Raw genomic sequence first — 17,615 nt, 5'->3', positions numbered from 1 at the left:
CCATGAAAAACCTCTCCATATGAGGTTTTTCATTTTCTTATCCAACAATAGCCTTCATAAAAACAATATTCTCAACACCAAAAACACACTTTCCTACGAATAATAGAGTAGAAGGGAAATGAAGCAAACAAGGAGACACGTTATGAACATCATCAGTTACAAGGAAATGAGAAAGCTTGGAAGGGATGCACTTAGGGGAAATTGGGGGTTAGCTATCGCAATAAGTATACTCCCTCTGTTAATTTCTTTATTTGCATACTCCTTTTCCAAACACCCTTTATCCATCCAATTTCTTATCCTTCAATGGGCTAGAAGATCTGCTGACTACACTTCGATCGATTATTTATCTATCCTCTGGGACCTCATTGTCTCAGGTTCTTTAATCATGGGAATCTACCTTATCTTTATCCATCTGGCTCGCGGAAACACCACCTCTTTATCCCACTTATTTCGCTACTTTACAGATGGTCAATTGTATTGGAAAGCTACTTTTTTATATGGATTGACCTGGATCTATATCAACTGTTGGAGCCTTCTCTTATTCATTCCAGGAATCATTAAATACTACGCCTATTCCATGGCACCTTATATCCTCATCGACCATCCAGAATTAACGCCTAACCAAGCCATCACACAAAGTCGCAAGATGATGGATGGTCACAAAGTGGAATTGTTTGCGTTGCACCTAAGCTTTTTAGGTTGGGGGATACTATGTATCCTAACTCTTGGGATTGGATTCCTTTGGTTAATCCCTTATATCAGCGCGACTGACGCCCAGTTCTATCGGAAAATCCGTGGGGAAATGGACCCGATCGATCCAACCGACCATCCCCCCCTTTAATCGACACCCTCCGCCACCTGAACCCCTTAAGACGACTCATTCATATCGAGAAAAGACGACCCAGTATCGATCTAGGTCGTCTTTTTTCATTGAAAATCCTGCTTCTTCATCTACTTCTCTTCAAATAAATGATCTCCCTTATGAAGGCGCCAAGCGATATCTGCGATGTGAGGAATTTCTCTCGCCGTGGGAGCATGTGCCGCTAGATAACGAGTCACGGCAAGTAAACTGATACGAGTGGCTCGACGAGCGATGACTGAGTCCTCTTTTGCCCATCGATGATACTCATCAATGGAAGCTTCAAGCATTTGAAAGGAATGGAACTCTGCATCCTCTCTAAGAAGTGCGTGACCGAGTGCATTAAATAACGCCTTTGTATCGCCAGAACGATCCAAGTAGTTAGCTACCCACTCGGCAGCTTCTTGTACTTGTTGTTGCGTATTTAACAGCGCTAACAACTCACCAACATCCGATGCACAATCAGATGGGTCGGGATCACCTTTCGGTTCTTTCGCTTTAGGAATATTGAGAAAACGATCCAAGTAAACACTCATCGCACTATGATAGATCCCCCGCACCAATTCTGGCGTACTTGAACGAAGGAGGCCTTTATGAACGGCATGGGCATGGGTAAAGGTGTGTAGCACCGTTATCCAATCCCCGAAATCATTTTGAACATGAAAATGAGCAATACGTTCCATCGCCGCTAGTGAAACGAGCTGTGCTAAACGAGCAGGATCCATCCCCTCTTGCAGCGCCCGAGTCAACTCCTTCACCGTTGTTATCGGATTATCTGCGAGAATGGTATTTACCAAGCCATCTTCATCGATAGCCGCTTTTCTACTTCCAAAAGGTAGATCTTCAATTTTTGAAAAAGCTTCCATAAGGGGGTCTACTAGATTGATAGGGGTTTGCCAGCTATGAACCTCCTCACTACGCTGGGCAGCTCTAAACACCGGAAGGAGTGATGTGAGCACGCGCTCGCGTTCCCCCTCACCCACATGCTCTAGCAATTCGAAGGCTTTATTATGGAAATCAAGGAGATGACCCGTATCCATATAAAAATGGTCCGTTACCGCCGCCATCATCATGTCAGATAATTCCTTATCCGTTGCACCGTTTCGAATCATCGTTAATAAAATGCGCTCAGCTCCCTGTACATCTCGCACTTCAATCGCTTGACGATACCATCGTGCCAAACGATCCTTATTCACTTCATCGTTAAATAGTGGCTCTAGTAAAAATCGTGTACCTCCTCGTGCCGATTCATTTGCAATATGTACCATGCCCTGATAGAGAGCTAAGATTTGTCCCTTCCGGTCTAAATGAGGCAAGATATTCACCATAGCTGTTAAAATGGTCAACCCTGTCCGCCATCCTGCCATCCGATATGTCGTTCCGTAGGTTACGCCAATCCGTGCGACTTCTGCAGGGGATTCTCCCGCTTCGATTAGCCCAACAATGGCTTTCGCGATTACTAGATTAATATTTTGCTCTAAGCCTTCCTTTAAACGTTGACGGTATCTATCGATAGAACGTTGTTGTTTTGGTTTTGAATGCACCCATATGTCTCCATCGCGCACCTCAGTCGCATAGGTGCTCATATCATCTGCCCATGGGTCTAAACATCCGCCTCCGGAAAGGTCGAAGCGCGCATGATGCCATTCACACGTCAAAATCCCATCTTTTAAATTTCCTTGATGGAGAGGAAAGCCCATATGGGGACAGCGATTATCCACCGCATGAATCTGTCCTTCATGAAAAAATAGTGCGATACCGTGCCCTTTCCCTTTGATTACCTTTGTTCCTTTTTCCTTTAATTCCGCGATGGTTCCCCCTGCTATCCATTCCATGTAGAATGCCTCCTTATTGTTGGTCTCCTATATTGTAAGAAGAAATCCACGTTGAGACATCCGCATTGTGGTGGGTTTTTCCCTCGGTCTTTCGCCCCCAGTCAGCCCAGGTACTTCCTAGGACTATCGACTTAGAACAACACAAAAAAACCGACCCAGTCATCAGTCGGTTGTTTAAACGAGATGAGATTCCATAAAGGTTGAGCAAGGGGTACAAACAGCCAAGGCGTCTTCCTCTCTCAACCAATCCTCACACACCTCACATTTTTCTCCGGTTTGACGAGATTCTGAAGGGCTACCCCATACCGTTTCTTGTTCCATCTTCTTGCACCTCCTCTTGCTCTACCTATTCCCCACCTTTCAACAAAATAACCCAATCACTTTTAATAAAAAGAGCACCTTCTACCGATAACATTCCTTTTAAAAATACTTAACATACCCTACCAAACCAGTGAAACAAGCAATAATCAAGCAATTTACGTTCAGTTATTTACTATCAAACAAAATATACGCTATAATATTAGAATCAGATAGGAGGAATTACTAATGAATAAACCAATTTTCCTACAAGGAGAACGGCTTTACTTACGCCCCATTAGCGAAGACGACTCTGAACGTTATTTCTTGATGATGTTTAATCAAGAAACGAGACGGTTCACTGGCTCACAGCGCTCCTTCACTAAAGAACAAATCCAGCGCTATATTGCTGACCAATCCCACGATTCTTCTCGTTTACTTTTACTCATTGCCTTAAAGGAAGACCACTCGGTCATCGGCGATATTCAATTACTCGATATTGACCCCCTAAATCGGAACTGTTATCTTCGGATTTCCCTGGATGATCCACGCCATCAAGGAAAAGGGTATGGAAATGAAGCGATGAAGCTAATGCTTGATTATGCTTTTGGAATATTAAATCTCCATCGGATTGAGCTCAATGTCTACGCCTACAATGATCGTGCTATTCGTTTATATGAAAAGTTAGGTTTTAAAAAAGAGGGAGTGCAACGAGACGCCTTATTCTACGATCATACATATCACGACTCTATCATCATGAGTATGTTAGAAGACGAGTATCGTGAGCGATATCGTAAGTAACTTCCCTTTGACTCGAATCTATTCGTTACGGATATCCACCCTTCCCCTTCGGAACCATTGAAACACCCACTCTCTAATTCTTCCGATGAAGGACAATCCTCTTAACTACCCGCCATAATAAACGAAAGTATCCCTTCTCCGAATGTTGTGGGACCCTCTTATTCTGCTTGCCCATCATCCAACCCCATTGATTGACTCGCTCTATGTGGTGATGGTACTCAGTAATTTTCATATCGATCATTTCCATCCGATTGATCCTCCTCATTTCATTGGTAGAGGCTACATCATTCGCCCCTTTCCCCTTCGATGATACAACGTGTATATTCTTACTGCCTCGACGAAAGGTCCGATTTGTCATTACAAATTTAGTCCTACGACAAAGGGCGAACCCCGTTCAAATAGCTTCCATATATTTTGTAAAAAAAGAGCCTAGGTAAAAGTTACCCAGGCTCTTTTTCTTCGTTATTAACCTTCTAAAGCGTCCAAGTAATTGGAAATTGATTGCTTGATAACCTCATTCCCATTGCCAACTATCGATTTTCCAGACCATGCTCCATGAATATTAGCAAAGTTCCACTGTTCCATTATGGAACGAATTCGCCTGATTTCCCTTGCGGATAAAGGAAGGAAATTCGGGAAGCTATACATAAAACTTACCCGATCTAACCCCGGAGTAATATAGATCGTATCCCCTGTCAAAATGGTTCCCTTCCCCTCTGATCCCTTTGCCCAATGCAAGAATAGGCTTCCCGGAAAATGTCCTCCCAAATGAACCGCAGTGACTCCAGGAGCAAGGAAGAGGCTTTCACCAGACCAAAAATGGACATACGATGTCGGTCCCATCACCCATTCCCGATCGGCCTCGTGAAGGTAGACTGGACAATCAAATGCCTTGGCCCAGTCAGCAAAATTACTATAGTAATGGGGAGCTCGGTGCTGGATCATATGAATGTCCCCTTTTTATGGTCTCTTCTGTTTCTCATCGTAACTTTCTGCTTCAGGCGAATCCTCCTTTATCATAAAGGACGTAAACTTTCTCTTCCCCTACGAAAGGACTGAATCTGTATTACAGAATTCGTCCTAGGACGGGTCTTGTCTTGTTTCATATATTACCGATCACAGAATACACAGTCCCCACATTAAGCGATAGGAATAACCGGTGAATGGTGTATTACGTAAAGTGCACCCTTTGGATAACAATCAGTACAAGTGTTAATATCAAACAAAAAAATAAACCGTCTTGGCGACGGTTTCAAAAATTCATGAACTTTTTGGATCGATTGTTTGAGTAAATATTCTTTCACTTGTTGAATGGCCCTGATATTGCATGAATGTAAAGACTGAAATTGTAATAGTAAGAATAGCAATAATTGCAATAGCTTTATTCATCTTCCAGAATTTCATTTTCCTCACCCCTTAGCGCCTTTTGTGTTTTATACATATTCAGTAGGCACTTTTCAAATTCCTTCTGATCACTATCCTGATAGCACTGTGAAAGCCGATAGTAAAGCTTATATTCCGCCTGTTTATAGTGAAACTTTTGGGCAACTTCTAGCGCTCTTTCATAATAGGGAATTGCTTCTAACTTTGTCCCACTACTCTTCCAAAAATCACCCATCACACGTAATGCATAGGTAAGTTTAGGAGCATTGTCATGTTTTTCTGCATTGATAATCGCTTTTTCAAACATTTTTTTAGCTTCATCTTTTCTATTTTGATGTGAAAGTAATATACCATACCCTGCATAAGCATCCGTAAGGTACGTTTCACTTGTCAATAAATGTTGTGAGGTTAATCCGGTGTTAAAACAATTTTCAGCCTGTTGCCATTTCCCTTTTGCAGTGTACAACCTTCCTAACACGATGAGTATATGAAAGATATTTTGGAAATCCTTATTGGTCTTAGCCAGTTCTAATCCTTTTACCGCATACTGAATGGCTTCATCAATCATGCCAGTTTTTCTGAGGAGATCTGCTCTTGCAACATAAAAGGCCAAAACAGTTTCAACGTCCTCAATTTTGTCCATTTCTTCCCATATATCTTGGATAGCCCTAAGTGCCTCCATATTTCTACCTAATCGAATGAGGTAGACAACCTTATTTCGTATTAGCGTGTATTTAATACTACCCCTTCCATTTCCGTCTATGAATGCATCAAGTCCACTCTCAACAAAATCCAATGCTTTTTCAATTTCGTTTTGCTGATAAAAACATAAACTTAAATCCAAATATGAAGTGGCCTCAAGATTGTCTTTATTCTGATTCTGATGACTCAAACTAATTGCTAACCCATAACATCGTTCCGCTCGATTCCACTTTTTCATAGAAAGAAAAGCTTTTCCTTTCAGGTGTTGAACATATGCTGCACACGGATGATTATCCTCTAACTTCATGTTGTCTAATCGAGTCATTGCATCTTTCGGGTTCCCTAAATCAATTAAAACATCGGTGGTCAAGAGGTTAAACTTGATTTCATTAGACTCCTCCTCTTGTTCGGAAAGGATGTCTGGGATTTCTTCCATGTTGACATCTAATTTTTCTAGTAAATATTGGATCTTAGCTAGGTTGACATGCGCAATCCCTCGTTCAATATTACTTATTGTGGCTGGGGAAATATTTTCATCCGCCAAATCTTCTAGCCGTAGCCCTTTAGATTTTCTGACTCTTCGGATGGCTTCTCCCATATCTTTTATTTTAGAAGGCTCCATAATAACGCTCCTTTACTTTGTATTATACTTTGGTATCAGGGAGTATTGATTATCCAAAAGTTGGAATATAAAGCCATGTAGGAGCATAAGAGACTTGCCATTGACGAGGATATAGAAAAGCTCGGCCGACTGAATGAGCAGATGGCGAGTAGAGCTAATCCCTTTTGGGTAGCAAATTCATCAATGCCGCCCCTAACGCCCTCCCTCATTAAACTCTCCTCTAAGTCAATGGCAAAGCCCTTTTTACCACTCACACGCGTTAATCAACACACCTATGACTGTATACTCACCTGATCCTATTCTACACCAGAATTACTAATTATGAGAACACTTCATTTCTTTCCATTTTTAATAAAATATTTTTTTTGATTTAAGAAACGGAGATTAACAACATTTTTAAATTATTTATTTTTAAAATAAGTTTTATTACTATACAAAAAATATTGCTAGGCATCTGGAACTGGCTCCATTTTTTCTATTTTTGCATAAGCAAAAGTATTTTCTCCAAATTTAAAGGAAAGCAAAGATGATCTGCCTTTTTCAGCAAAAAGCAACCCATTTAAAAAGGTTCATCAAAAACACAAAGTACCTTATTCACTTGTAGAAAAGCAGAACTTCATTGCACTTAAGGATAAATAAAACTGATGCTTATGAACCGAGTTAGGTTTGTAATAACATTTCTCTTCGTCAAGTAAACCAGCCCTTCTTCATGGCATATACAGCAGCTTGGGTTCGATCGGAAAGAGCTAATTTTGCTAAAATACTGCTTACATGGGTCTTGACTGTTTTTTCAGCAATCACTAACTCTGCTGCAATCTCTTTGTTGCTTTTACCGGTAGTGATCTCTTTCAGGACATCCTGTTCACGAGGAGTTAGTGATTCCACAGATACCCCGTTTCCATTCGTCTCCCCTGTCACAAATTGATTGACTAATAAGCCAGCCGCTTTCGGATGAAGTTGTGTCATTCCTCGATAAGCTGCCCGAATGGTTTCTGCTAATTCATCCGCTTCAATCTCTTTTAATTGATAACCAACTGCTCCTGCACGAATCGCTGGAATCACATGATCCTGATCCGCAAAACTCGTTAGAACAATAATCTTTACTTCGGGTAAGCTTTCGTGGATTTGTCGTGTCGCTTCAATCCCATCCATCACTGGCATCATCAGATCCATTAGGACAACATCCGGTTGCACTGTCCGAACCAATGTAATTGCTTCTTGACCATTACTTGCCTCACCTACAATCTCCATATCCTCTTGCATCTGCAAAAAAAGCCGCAATCCCTTTAACACCATCGGATGATCATCCACAAGTACTAATTTCATCATCTTCTTCCTTCCCCTCTGTGTAGGGTAATGACACTTCCACAATGGTCCCAAGACCTGTTTCACTATCAAAACGGAATGATCCGTTTATCAATTGCGCCCGCTCTTTCATGCCTATAATACCAAGTCCACGTTTCGGTTCCCCAATCGGGTTTACACAACCTCGCCCATTGTCTTTGATTTGTAAACAGATTTTCTCGTCTCTAACAGAAAGATAAAGATATACCTGGTCAGTATCCGCATGACGACTTACATTATTTAATGCTTCTTGACCAATTCTCCATAGCGTCTCTTCTACATTGCGAGATAGGCTAACTACGCCTTCGACAACAATTTCCAATGTTAAGCCTAATCGAGTCCCATACCGATGAAGTGCTGAGACGACCCCATTCTCAAGTCCTGCAGGACGCAATTGCCAAATGAGTGAACGCATTTCCTTTAATGCTTCCCGTGAGAGCATCTCCATATCTTCTAAAGCTTCATGGAGCATCTCATTTTCTTTAGGAGCCACCCCCTTTGCAGTTCTTGCATTGAGTGAAAGGGAAAAAAGTTTTTGATTCACCGAATCGTGTAAATCTCGCGCAAGGCGATTTCGTTCTTCTGAAATGAGCAATCGTTCTCTTTCTTCTTCGAGGCGCCCACTCTCTATCGCTAAGGAAAGATGCTCCCCGAGCGCTTTTAATACATCCAAGTCACTGATATCCAAATTACGGGGATGATCACTCCCAATGACAATCACACCAAATGACTCCCCTCTCATAGATAAAGGAGCCGCGGCAACCACTGAACAATCCGGCCATAGAGAGGAAATACCTTGTAGCTCATCTGTTGAAAGAATAGCCTCTTGCTGAAGAAATGATTTCCCCACCGCACCAAGGGATTCCGTTGGTGATTGGTTTTCTGGTTGAGTCACCTTCCTGTCAAGGGAAAAGGTATGAAGCTTTAGTTGCTTTCCTTGCCCTGTCCACAAAGCAATCAGTGGCCAATTAAAGGATGTTGCCACAAGGTGAACGACTTGTTCAAGTAAGTCATCTTCACTACGAAAACTCCAAATTGCTCGACTCACTTCATCCAGCTGAGAAAATCGTTCCGCCCGCCGTTGTTGGGCTTCAACCAGCCATGTTTTCTTTACAGCTGTCCCAATTTGATAGGCCACTCCTTGCAACAAGGCAAGTTCCTCATTTGTAAAGTTCTCCTTCCCTGGTGAAGCTACATTTAACAAGCCAATCACTTCTCCCCCTGCCATCAATGGCACCGTTGCATGATGGGTAATTCCCCATGTATCCCCCCATTGGTATTTCACAGCGTCATCCAGGCGTTGACATCCCATAATATTTACCGCTTTATGTAGCCTCCCATCCCATACCCGATCAAGGCACCAGCACCTTCCTTGACACATGGGACGTGCTTGATCCGTGGTAAGCGCAGGGGGTAAGTGGTGCATAGCAACGGTTGTATATTCGGGCTCGTCTTCAACGAGAAAAATCCACCCCGTACTGAGTCCTGTCACTTGAAGCAATTCCTTTAATACCATCTGTAACAGGGGGCGCACATCCTCTGACTGATTTAACGTCTCAGCAATGCGGCGTAGTGTATCCCACTGTTGATATTGATTCTGAACTTTCCCAACCATGCCGACTTCACCTCTCTTTTTCTCTCCATTCATTATAGCGAAAACGACAAGGAAAAAAGCCTCCTTCAAATAAGGAGGCTTGTATATGGTCAGGGGATTTTGTAGGATCATCCCCTGTAAACCTCGACAACAAACCAGTTCATGTTTTACCAGCCTATTATCTAACCTATATCTTCATACCTTAATATGCTATGCGGTAAACCTATTTGTGAACACATCTTGTCAGGATCTAGCACTCTTTTCTTGCAACCAATCAATTTGTGGGATTTTCACTCCAAAAGCGCCTTTCACTCGTTCTGGAAAATCACGTAGTAACCCATATTTGCGTTCTTCCAGATCCACCGTGGCAGAAAGGTGACCCTTTGCTTGATTCGTGGGAATCCGTTGTTCACGATAGATTTTGTGTAAACTTTGAAGTAAACGATGGGGGAAAAGTAATTGTGCATAAATGAGACCATACTCATCATTTTCTAATGGAGCGATTTCTTGATAGCCTTTTAATACCGCGATTGGGGCATTAAGATCACCGGTATGTCCATAAGCATATAGACACAGTCGCGCTAAATCACGGCTACGAACATCCAAGGTAACACAATTCCAATCGATAAAGTGTACATTGTCCCGGCTATCCCATAGCACATTTCGCCGATGGATGTTGCAATGAGCAATTTCTCCCCCTTTGCGAGAGGCAATAACTGCTTCATCGCCACCCACCTTTTCTAAGTACTTGTGAGCGTTTTCCATCATTCCTTCAGCAAAGGAACAGTGTCGTACCCATACCTGATCCACTGGAGACATTTTTTCACTCAAATCGGCAGCCATTTTCAACATATTTAAGTTCTTCTCCATCTCCCCCCACAAACGTTGCCACTTTCCAACATGATTGAGAGCCATCGTATTTTGAGGCGGAGTAAAACCTCGACTGTCCGTATGAAGTCGAGCGAGAGAAAGTGCTACTCTTGGCCAATGGGAGTCACGATGCCACTCCCTAATCTGTGCATCAATCCAAGGCAACAGCACATAACGATTGCGCAAACCAGCAATGGTTATTGCTCCCTTACGCGTCTTAATCGGTGCTTGAATGCGGCGTTCCCCTGATTCGGAAAGATGATGGGCTAATTTACGTAAAAGTGTCCAACGAGGCTCTTCTCTCTCCCTTACTCGCTTTAAGGCATATTCGCCATGATCGGTCCTTAGATGAAGCACCCCACCGATTGGCGAAACTTCTTTCATTCGTACTCCATAATGATGTTCCAGGATCTCAGGCAACCGAGGTTCCCCGGTCCAATCCTTTAAGGTTGCTTTCAAATCGGCCATATCGATCCTCCACCCTCATTCGTCATCGTAATCTATGTATAAGCACAACATTCATTTCCTATGCAAATCACAAACAAAGCCGATGCCTAATTGCGGCTCGGCTTTGTTACCTTGACACATCAACCATCGGTTATTCCTTCACCTTTGATACGGGATGAATAACGTCTAGCCCACCAGTCACATGAATTACATTCCCCGTCACAAAATCAGATTGAGGTTCACATAAAAACTGAACCACCCGTGCGACATCCTCACCAACCCCAGGTCGTCCTCTTGGGGTTTCCTCATCTTTTGTTCCCAATACTTCGTGAATGCGCTTCTCTTTGTTATCCCCGATGATATCACCAGGGCACACCATATTCACCGTAATTCCATAGGGGGCTTCTTCTACCGCTAGGGTTTTAGTGAGAGAAACAAGCCCTGTTTTCGCTGCCGCATATGCTGAACGGTCTGGCCAAGCAGGAGCTTCATTCACACGCCCGAATCCAAAGAAGATTACTCTTCCATGCCCACTGGTCCGCATAGCAGGTAAAGCCGTATGTACAGCATATAAAGCACTTTTAAAATTGCCATTCACCATAGACTCAATCTCTTCTTGCTCTAAATCAATAAAATGCTTTCGCTCTCGAATAAATGGACCCACCGCATGAACAAGAACATCTAGCCTACCGAAGTTTTTCACCGCGTTTGCAACAACATGAGCCGTCTCCTTTGGACAATTGAGATCCCCACCAAAAACGGCGGCCTGCCCACCTGCTTCGTTGATGCTAGCTTGCAAGGACTTCGCAGCTTTTTCATTTTCTTTATAATGGATTCCGATTGCCCAACCATTTTCTGCAAGAAATTTGGCAGTCATTTTCCCAAGTCCTCTTGAACTTCCAAGGACAAGAGCAACCCCCCTTTCCTTACGTGACATATTGATCCTCCTTTAATAAATTCCCCTTAACTTTTTTCATTGTAAATGACCCTCACATCTATTTTATCCAGTCATATTCCCTCACAAGTCGGCAACAATAAACCCATCACATGTTGCCACTCAGGAGGAAGCCATTTTGGATAATGATTTTACACCTGTGACGGAAGAAATGATTCATCAGACAACACTCACCTGGTTAAATGAACGCGGCGTAACCTTAGATTCCATCGCCGAGTTGGTTTATGTACTCCAACACTCTTTCTTTCCTGATATCACCCTAACGGAATGCCTAGAACACGTCCAGCATGTTTTAACAAAGCGTGAAGTTCAAAATGCCGTGATGACCGGGATTCAATTGGATATTCTCGCAGAGAAAAATTTAATACAAGAACCATTGATGGATATTATCCGACGAGATGAAGGGTTATATGGTGTCGACGAAACCTTGGCCACTGCCATTTTAAATGTGTATGGCAGTATTGGTTTAACCAACTTTGGATATATCGATCGTGTGAAACCATTAATCCTATCTCGCCTAAACAATCATCAAGGAAGTGAAATCCACACCTTCCTCGATGACATTGTTGGGGCCATTGCTGCAGCTGGTGCAGCCCGATTGTCCCATAATCGGAAGCAACAACATGAAACTGAACCTCCGTTGCCGAATCCATCACCCTATCCAAATGAAAACATTCTTTATTTTAGCCAAAAACCATTTTAAAAGTTGCCACGATTCGATGTGAATCGTAAATCAAACAAATGGAGGGGCAAACCCTTTGATACACCCAAGGGTTTGCCCCTCTATATTTCTTTACTCACCATTATACATGATCACGATGTTCTCCTTGAAACTGCCGCATATATTCCAGTACACGCCGATCGACCACCGGATCATTTTTCCATCGATCATCGAAATTCTCCCGTAAATAAAAGGTTTTAAGTGCCTCTTTCGTTTTACGATCATATTCCACTCCAGCTCCTGGAGTGTATCCAGCCTTACGGAGTAAATCTTTTACTTCCTCTAAATTTCCCCCGTTAAGCGGGAGAAAGTCTTCAGGTTCTGAACGCTGAAAATAAAGACGATGCAATTTTAGGATACGTTTAAGCTCTGTAATCGGGCGATGATGCTCATCGACACGCAAATCAATCATGCGGTCATTCCAACCACCATACCCTCCCTCTTGTTTCACAACCAACAACGATGCCGATTGCATGCCACGTTTATCTCCACCCGCTTTTTGTCCTGCTTCCAGTACACCCATTAATTTTTCAGCCAGTGGCATGTCATCAGAGGAACGATAGCATGCTGCCATACTTTCAATGACATCCTCACCCGTCAATATATTTCCTTGACAAGAAAAACCAGGTTCCGCAATGCCACCTGCCCAAGTTAAACAAGAGGATCCTGTAAAAGTCGCGCTACGACCTTGTGCATCAACAATGCCCACTTGACGCAGTTGACGATCAGGATCATCCGCTAAAAGGTCCCATAATACCGCCTCGGGTTCTTTTCCTTCCGCCAACATACGAAGGCCCCGTGGCCCGAAAGAAGTGTTCGCAAAACTTTGGGTAGCAATTGCACCTGTGTTCGCTACCGCCCAAGGGACTAAGGCTCCGGCCGCTAGAAACTTTGACTGTACAGCGATTCCCCATTCTTTTTCCTTTTCATCAAAGGCTACGATGGAAAATGTTGCAACGGGGCGTTCCTGTGATTCAACCAACCTTTTCATCCCTACTTCACTCCTTTCGTTGTCATGCTATTGGATTAGGCATCGACGAGTAAAGATCCTGCTCAGATATGAAAACACCCTTTCCTAGAGGAGGAAGGGTGTTTGTTATTAACGGTAGTAAACCCAGTGTGCACCATGCTTTTCCCGTTGGACCTGTCCATTTAAGCGAAGATACTCCAAGTGGGCTAATGTTTCCGATAACGCAAAACGAAGATTATGAACGGATAAGTTCTTACCAAACGTACGGAAACAAACTTCTGCCGCTGTAAGGGGTTCTTTCATCACCCAATTTTTCATCTCAGCAAGTCGATCCATATGATGCTGAATTAATTGTTCAATACGCTGTTGATAATGGTCAAATACTGGCCCATGGGAAGGAAAGATCCGTTTTACCTCCAAGGGCTTCATTTGCTCTAAGGTGTTCAAGAACGAATCCAAGGGGTTTGGGTCGCATCCTGGCCACAAACTGATATTAGGAGTAATTTTAGGTAATAAGAAATCCCCCCCGATCAGGAGTCCCCGGCTTCCATCATAAAAACTCAAATGACCATCAGCATGTCCTGGAGTATGGAGAATGTCATAACGAGCATCTCCCAGTTGAATCGTCTCTCCCGCTCGAATAAATGTAGGATTGGGATGAGGCTCAACCCACTGACTAAACCCGCGTAAATGGGATGGTATTTGTGTGGTCCACTCATCAGGCAGACCATTCTCTCCATAAAAACTGGCCATCTGATCAGGCTGTTCACTGCCCCGACCAAAAAAGAGTTGTGCCTGTTGGTAATCCGTCTCTGACATAAACACAGGCGCTTGGCTTCGCTCTTGCAAAAAGCCAGCCATGCCATAATGATCGGGATGATAATGGGTCAATACAATCTTTTCTACGTCGGTCCAATCAAATCCTATCGCCTTCCGAGCATGTTCCCATGCTTCATGGGCTGCTTCATAACTTAATCCTGTATCTACCACTGTAAATCCATTGCTTCCTCGTATGACATAGGACTTGATTGCCTTTAATGCAAAGGGTAAGGGTAAGGAAACCTCGTAAATATCATCCCAGCGGTTCATAAGAAATCCTCCTCCTTAAATAAATTGCCATAACGCTAGACTATCGTGAACATACGTCGCTGAAATTTCCCCCTGGTTATACTCCTCGAGGGTCGTCACACCTGTGGTAACAAATAACGTATCGATGCCACCATTGACACCCGCTAAAATATCCGTCTTCACATTATCACCGACGATCAATGCCTCCGACTTAGAGCAATCCAATTTTTTTAGCGCGACTTCGACAATCGGTCGCTGCGGCTTCCCTATCCATATCGGGTCCACACCTGTCGTAATCGCTACTGCCATTGCAAGGGAACCACTCCCTGGCAATAACCCTTCTTCTGTAGGAAGAACACGGTCTTCATTCGTCCCAAAAAAACGCGCACCTTGGCGGATTGCCAATGCCGCCTTTTTCATCTTGTCATAGGAAAACCCACGGTCCAAACCCACCACTACCGCATCGGGGTGATCCGATGTCATCTTACACCCAACCTGCGTCAACGCATGAATCAGCCCCTCCTCCCCTATCGCATAGACCGATGGAGGCGAATCAAAGGTTCTTCGGATGACCTGAGCCGTTGCCATGGCAGAGGTCACCACTTGTTCAGGGTGTGCCGGATAACCAAATTTCTGAAGTTTTTCCGCCACCTGTTCCGGACGACGTGTTGAATTATTTGTTAAGTATAGGAAGGAAAGCCCTCTGTTTTTAAGCTCTTGTACAAATGCGAGACCCTCTTGAATGACTTCCTCTCCCCGAAACAATGTTCCATCTAAATCAATCAGATAACCTTTATAACGAGCCTGTTTCATGCTGGCACCCTTCCTGTAAAGATCATCCGCTGACTATCGATTTCGTTATAGGAACTTCCTTTAAAATCTCCAGACACCGTTTCAATTTGAAGCCCTGCTTTTCCCATCATTTCTTCCATCTGTTCACGGGTATACATCTTTACACGTTCTTGATAAATCTTTTCTTCGCCATTTTTTTTGGTCAGGGTGATCTTTTTACGAACAAAATCCCCTTCAATCCAACGTTCCTCCAAGATATGAATACCTTCATCCATTCGTTCACTTCTAGGAACAAGATTGTTAATAACGGTATTTCGATTAAGAAAATCGATAAGGAAACGCCCTTTTGGTTTAAGAACGCGTTTAATTTCTGTCATCACTTTTGCATTCTCTTTATCCTCCATAAAATATCCAAAGGAGGTAAATAAGTTAACCACCGTGTCGAAGGATTGATCCGCAAAGGGAAGCTCTCGCATATCTCCCCGAACATAGTGAATGCCAAGTTCCTCCGGCGATGATTTGGCATGGCTTAGTAATACTTCTGATAAATCGATCCCCGTCACTTGACAGCCCATTCTCGCAAGGGACCGTGAATGCCGACCTGTTCCACAACAAAGATCCAATACGGTCTCTCCCTTACTCAAATCAAGCCATTGAGCCACCTCTTGTACCTCTTGATCTGCATGCTTATTATCCCGATGACGATACACGAGTAAGTAATCTTCTCCAAAACTCTCTTCATACCAAGACATCGATCTTTCCTCCTGTCCCCATTCCAAACTCAACTCTTTTATTATAGCAAAGCATTGGGCTCGTCAATTCTCCTGAATCGACCCGTATGTATACGCCTCACCTAGCTCTTGTTTGAGATACGAACGGATCCATGTTACACACTCTTGAAACACGGCAACTTCCTTTAATTCTTGATCCAGTTCCTCTTCACTCACTTCGACATACCGACGTACTAATCGATCACGAATCTGAATCCATCGTTTTAAACGAATGGCTCCCTCTTTTGGGATCACCTTCTCATCTTCCAAGATATCAATAATATCCGAGTATCCACCAGGATCTCGCATAATAAATCCATCAATTAGCGCATCCCCCGCATCAATGACGCACTCGATTGCAATATGTAATGCCCGGGAAACTGCAAAAAAAGCAACTTCATTTTGCTCTCTAAGCGATGCAGAGGTCTTTTGTAACACCTGTGTACAACGCATTAAATAATCCAGCTGTTGGTTAATTCGTTGGGTATCCACTTCATAAAACATTGTCGCTATCGCTCCTTACCAAATAGTCACTCTCTCACAAACAAAGGGTCATTCATTCTCTTCCCTTAGTATGCGCCCAATTCTTTCGATCTGTCCATGAATAGAATCGGAGAAACTCCAAACACTGATAACTGAATCAAAGGGAAAAGGGAGGGTTTTTCGTGCAACTAACCAGCAAAGATTTAAATTATCTAAAGGACGAGATGTCCTGGGAGTTACTTGCTTTTAAAAAATGCTTTCACTACTCGCAAGAATGCACTGATCCACAATTAAAACAACTTATTGACCAAGTGGGTCAAATGCACCAACAACATTATCAACAACTCTTAGCTCACCTTGATCCCAACGGGGTAGGCAGTGCAGCCATGCCCCCACAAGGCATGCTAAACAATAACTCACTACCCCAATAAGGAGGTTCATTATGCAACCACAAAACCAAGGCACTCCACAAGCATCCACTGGCCTCCCTCAGGTGAAGGGACCAGAAATGAATGATCGTGATCGAATTAATGACGTACTCACCACTGTAAAGTACCTGACAGATGGATATAATATTGGGGTAAACGAGGCGAGCAATGATCGTTTATATCAAACCCAGATGAATATCCTGACGAACCTGCATAATTGCCAGCGAGACCTCTACCATATGATGCACTCCAAAGGATGGTATAAAACAGAACCCGTTGAAATGCAAAAGGTGACGACCACCTTCCAACAGTTTAGCAATTACTCCACTCAATTTCCCTACTAAATTACTGAAACAACCGCTCGAGGAAACTTTCCCCGAGCGGTTGTTTTATTGTTTGTTCATTCATCGATACGACATAAACATTCGTTACTGTTTAAGTACTAGTAATTTTACCCTTTTCATTTACTCTAGCCATTCTTATCTTAAAAAAAGACCTTTGCTGAACCCTTGCCCTTAAACGGTTAATTTCATATAGCAAGATAGAATTCCTTCACAATGACTAACAGACTCCCTCCGAATGTTTATGGACGACCTTAAGAGGGGTATGTTACCATGTAGCCAATTGTTCTTGACAAAGTAAGGTTTTAGCGATCTTATATTTGGTTATAATTT

General features: G+C 43.0%; 19 protein-coding genes. 5 read left to right on the top strand and 14 right to left on the bottom strand.

What is annotated here, in order from left to right; all coding sequences use genetic code 11:
• Positions 1 to 385: 385 nt before the first annotated feature.
• Positions 386 to 841 carry a DUF975 family protein gene (locus tag CHX35_RS17510; RefSeq protein ID WP_176391981.1) on the top strand — a complete coding sequence of 152 codons (456 nt, stop codon included), beginning with the start codon at positions 386 to 388 and terminating at the stop codon, positions 839 to 841.
• Positions 842 to 951: 110 nt separating this feature from the next.
• On the opposite strand, the gene CHX35_RS08375 is transcribed toward CHX35_RS17510, so the two are convergent.
• Entirely contained in the window at positions 952 to 2,694 is a 1,743-nt protein-coding gene (locus CHX35_RS08375) for a Rieske (2Fe-2S) protein (protein WP_091836517.1), read from the bottom strand.
• 174 nt (positions 2,695 to 2,868) lie between these two features.
• Positions 2,869 to 3,015, bottom strand: a complete 147-nt coding sequence (locus CHX35_RS17505) for a hypothetical protein (protein ID WP_176391980.1) — start codon at positions 3,013 to 3,015, stop codon at positions 2,869 to 2,871.
• Positions 3,016 to 3,240: 225 nt separating this feature from the next.
• Between CHX35_RS17505 and CHX35_RS08370 the strand changes: the two genes are divergently transcribed.
• Positions 3,241 to 3,792 carry a GNAT family N-acetyltransferase gene (locus CHX35_RS08370; RefSeq protein ID WP_091836515.1) on the top strand — a complete coding sequence of 184 codons (552 nt, stop codon included), beginning with the start codon at positions 3,241 to 3,243 and terminating at the stop codon, positions 3,790 to 3,792.
• Between the two features lie 73 nt (positions 3,793 to 3,865).
• Here CHX35_RS08370 and CHX35_RS17500 read toward each other — a convergent pair whose 3' ends face one another.
• The 7 genes from CHX35_RS17500 to CHX35_RS08340 all read right to left on the bottom strand — a co-directional run bounded on the left by CHX35_RS17500 (position 3,866) and on the right by CHX35_RS08340 (position 11,691).
• Complete coding sequence (locus tag CHX35_RS17500) at positions 3,866 to 4,039, bottom strand: hypothetical protein (protein ID WP_176391979.1); 174 nt, start codon at positions 4,037 to 4,039, stop codon at positions 3,866 to 3,868.
• Between the two features lie 218 nt (positions 4,040 to 4,257).
• Positions 4,258 to 4,737, bottom strand: coding sequence for an MBL fold metallo-hydrolase (locus CHX35_RS08365; protein WP_091836514.1), 480 nt, complete (start codon positions 4,735 to 4,737; stop codon positions 4,258 to 4,260).
• Between the two features lie 436 nt (positions 4,738 to 5,173).
• The gene (locus tag CHX35_RS08360; RefSeq protein WP_091836512.1) at positions 5,174 to 6,499 is read right to left on the bottom strand and encodes a helix-turn-helix transcriptional regulator; all 1,326 of its coding nucleotides are present in this window, start codon (positions 6,497 to 6,499) and stop codon (positions 5,174 to 5,176) included.
• Positions 6,500 to 7,186: 687 nt separating this feature from the next.
• The gene (locus CHX35_RS08355; RefSeq protein WP_091836510.1) at positions 7,187 to 7,828 is read right to left on the bottom strand and encodes a response regulator; all 642 of its coding nucleotides are present in this window, start codon (positions 7,826 to 7,828) and stop codon (positions 7,187 to 7,189) included.
• A complete protein-coding gene (locus CHX35_RS08350; RefSeq protein WP_176391978.1) occupies positions 7,803 to 9,458 on the bottom strand; it encodes a GAF domain-containing sensor histidine kinase in 1,656 nt (551 codons plus the stop codon). Before CHX35_RS08350 ends, CHX35_RS08355 begins: the two co-directional genes overlap by 26 nt.
• Before the next feature lie 222 nt (positions 9,459 to 9,680).
• A complete protein-coding gene (locus CHX35_RS08345) occupies positions 9,681 to 10,775 on the bottom strand; it encodes a phosphotransferase (RefSeq protein WP_091836507.1) in 1,095 nt (364 codons plus the stop codon).
• A gap of 130 nt (positions 10,776 to 10,905) precedes the next feature.
• Positions 10,906 to 11,691 carry an SDR family oxidoreductase gene (locus CHX35_RS08340; RefSeq protein ID WP_091836506.1) on the bottom strand — a complete coding sequence of 262 codons (786 nt, stop codon included), beginning with the start codon at positions 11,689 to 11,691 and terminating at the stop codon, positions 10,906 to 10,908.
• Between the two features lie 169 nt (positions 11,692 to 11,860).
• Between CHX35_RS08340 and CHX35_RS08335 the strand changes: the two genes are divergently transcribed.
• The gene (locus tag CHX35_RS08335; RefSeq protein ID WP_091836722.1) at positions 11,861 to 12,412 is read left to right on the top strand and encodes a phosphatidylglycerophosphatase A family protein; all 552 of its coding nucleotides are present in this window, start codon (positions 11,861 to 11,863) and stop codon (positions 12,410 to 12,412) included.
• 100 nt (positions 12,413 to 12,512) lie between these two features.
• Here CHX35_RS08335 and CHX35_RS08330 read toward each other — a convergent pair whose 3' ends face one another.
• The 5 genes from CHX35_RS08330 to CHX35_RS08310 form a co-directional block, all read right to left on the bottom strand.
• On the bottom strand, positions 12,513 to 13,421 hold the full coding sequence (locus CHX35_RS08330) for a DUF1028 domain-containing protein (RefSeq protein ID WP_091836504.1): 909 nt from the start codon (positions 13,419 to 13,421) through the stop codon (positions 12,513 to 12,515).
• Positions 13,422 to 13,529: 108 nt separating this feature from the next.
• Positions 13,530 to 14,489 carry an MBL fold metallo-hydrolase gene (locus CHX35_RS08325; RefSeq protein ID WP_091836503.1) on the bottom strand — a complete coding sequence of 320 codons (960 nt, stop codon included), beginning with the start codon at positions 14,487 to 14,489 and terminating at the stop codon, positions 13,530 to 13,532.
• A 15-nt stretch (positions 14,490 to 14,504) separates the two neighbouring features.
• Entirely contained in the window at positions 14,505 to 15,281 is a 777-nt protein-coding gene (locus tag CHX35_RS08320; protein WP_091836500.1) for a TIGR01457 family HAD-type hydrolase, read from the bottom strand.
• Positions 15,278 to 16,012, bottom strand: coding sequence for a class I SAM-dependent methyltransferase (locus CHX35_RS08315; RefSeq protein WP_091836498.1), 735 nt, complete (start codon positions 16,010 to 16,012; stop codon positions 15,278 to 15,280). Before CHX35_RS08315 ends, CHX35_RS08320 begins: the two co-directional genes overlap by 4 nt.
• Positions 16,013 to 16,075: 63 nt before the next feature.
• Complete coding sequence (locus CHX35_RS08310) at positions 16,076 to 16,534, bottom strand: DUF86 domain-containing protein (protein ID WP_091836496.1); 459 nt, start codon at positions 16,532 to 16,534, stop codon at positions 16,076 to 16,078.
• 161 nt (positions 16,535 to 16,695) lie between these two features.
• On the opposite strand from CHX35_RS08310, the gene CHX35_RS08305 reads away from it, so the two are divergent.
• Both CHX35_RS08305 and CHX35_RS08300 read left to right on the top strand, forming a co-directional pair.
• On the top strand, positions 16,696 to 16,944 hold the full coding sequence (locus CHX35_RS08305; protein WP_176391977.1) for a hypothetical protein: 249 nt from the start codon (positions 16,696 to 16,698) through the stop codon (positions 16,942 to 16,944).
• Between the two features lie 11 nt (positions 16,945 to 16,955).
• Positions 16,956 to 17,285 (top strand): spore coat protein, encoded by a 330-nt coding sequence (locus tag CHX35_RS08300; protein ID WP_091836495.1) that lies wholly within the window; start codon positions 16,956 to 16,958, stop codon positions 17,283 to 17,285.
• The last annotated feature ends 330 nt before the right edge of the window (positions 17,286 to 17,615 follow it).

This window comes from Marininema halotolerans, from assembly GCF_900116235.1.
In the GTDB taxonomy this organism is placed as follows: Bacteria; Bacillota; Bacilli; order Thermoactinomycetales; family DSM-45169; genus Marininema; species Marininema halotolerans.
Note: the sequence above shows the minus strand (reverse complement) of the source record. Positions and strands in the feature narration are given on the sequence as shown.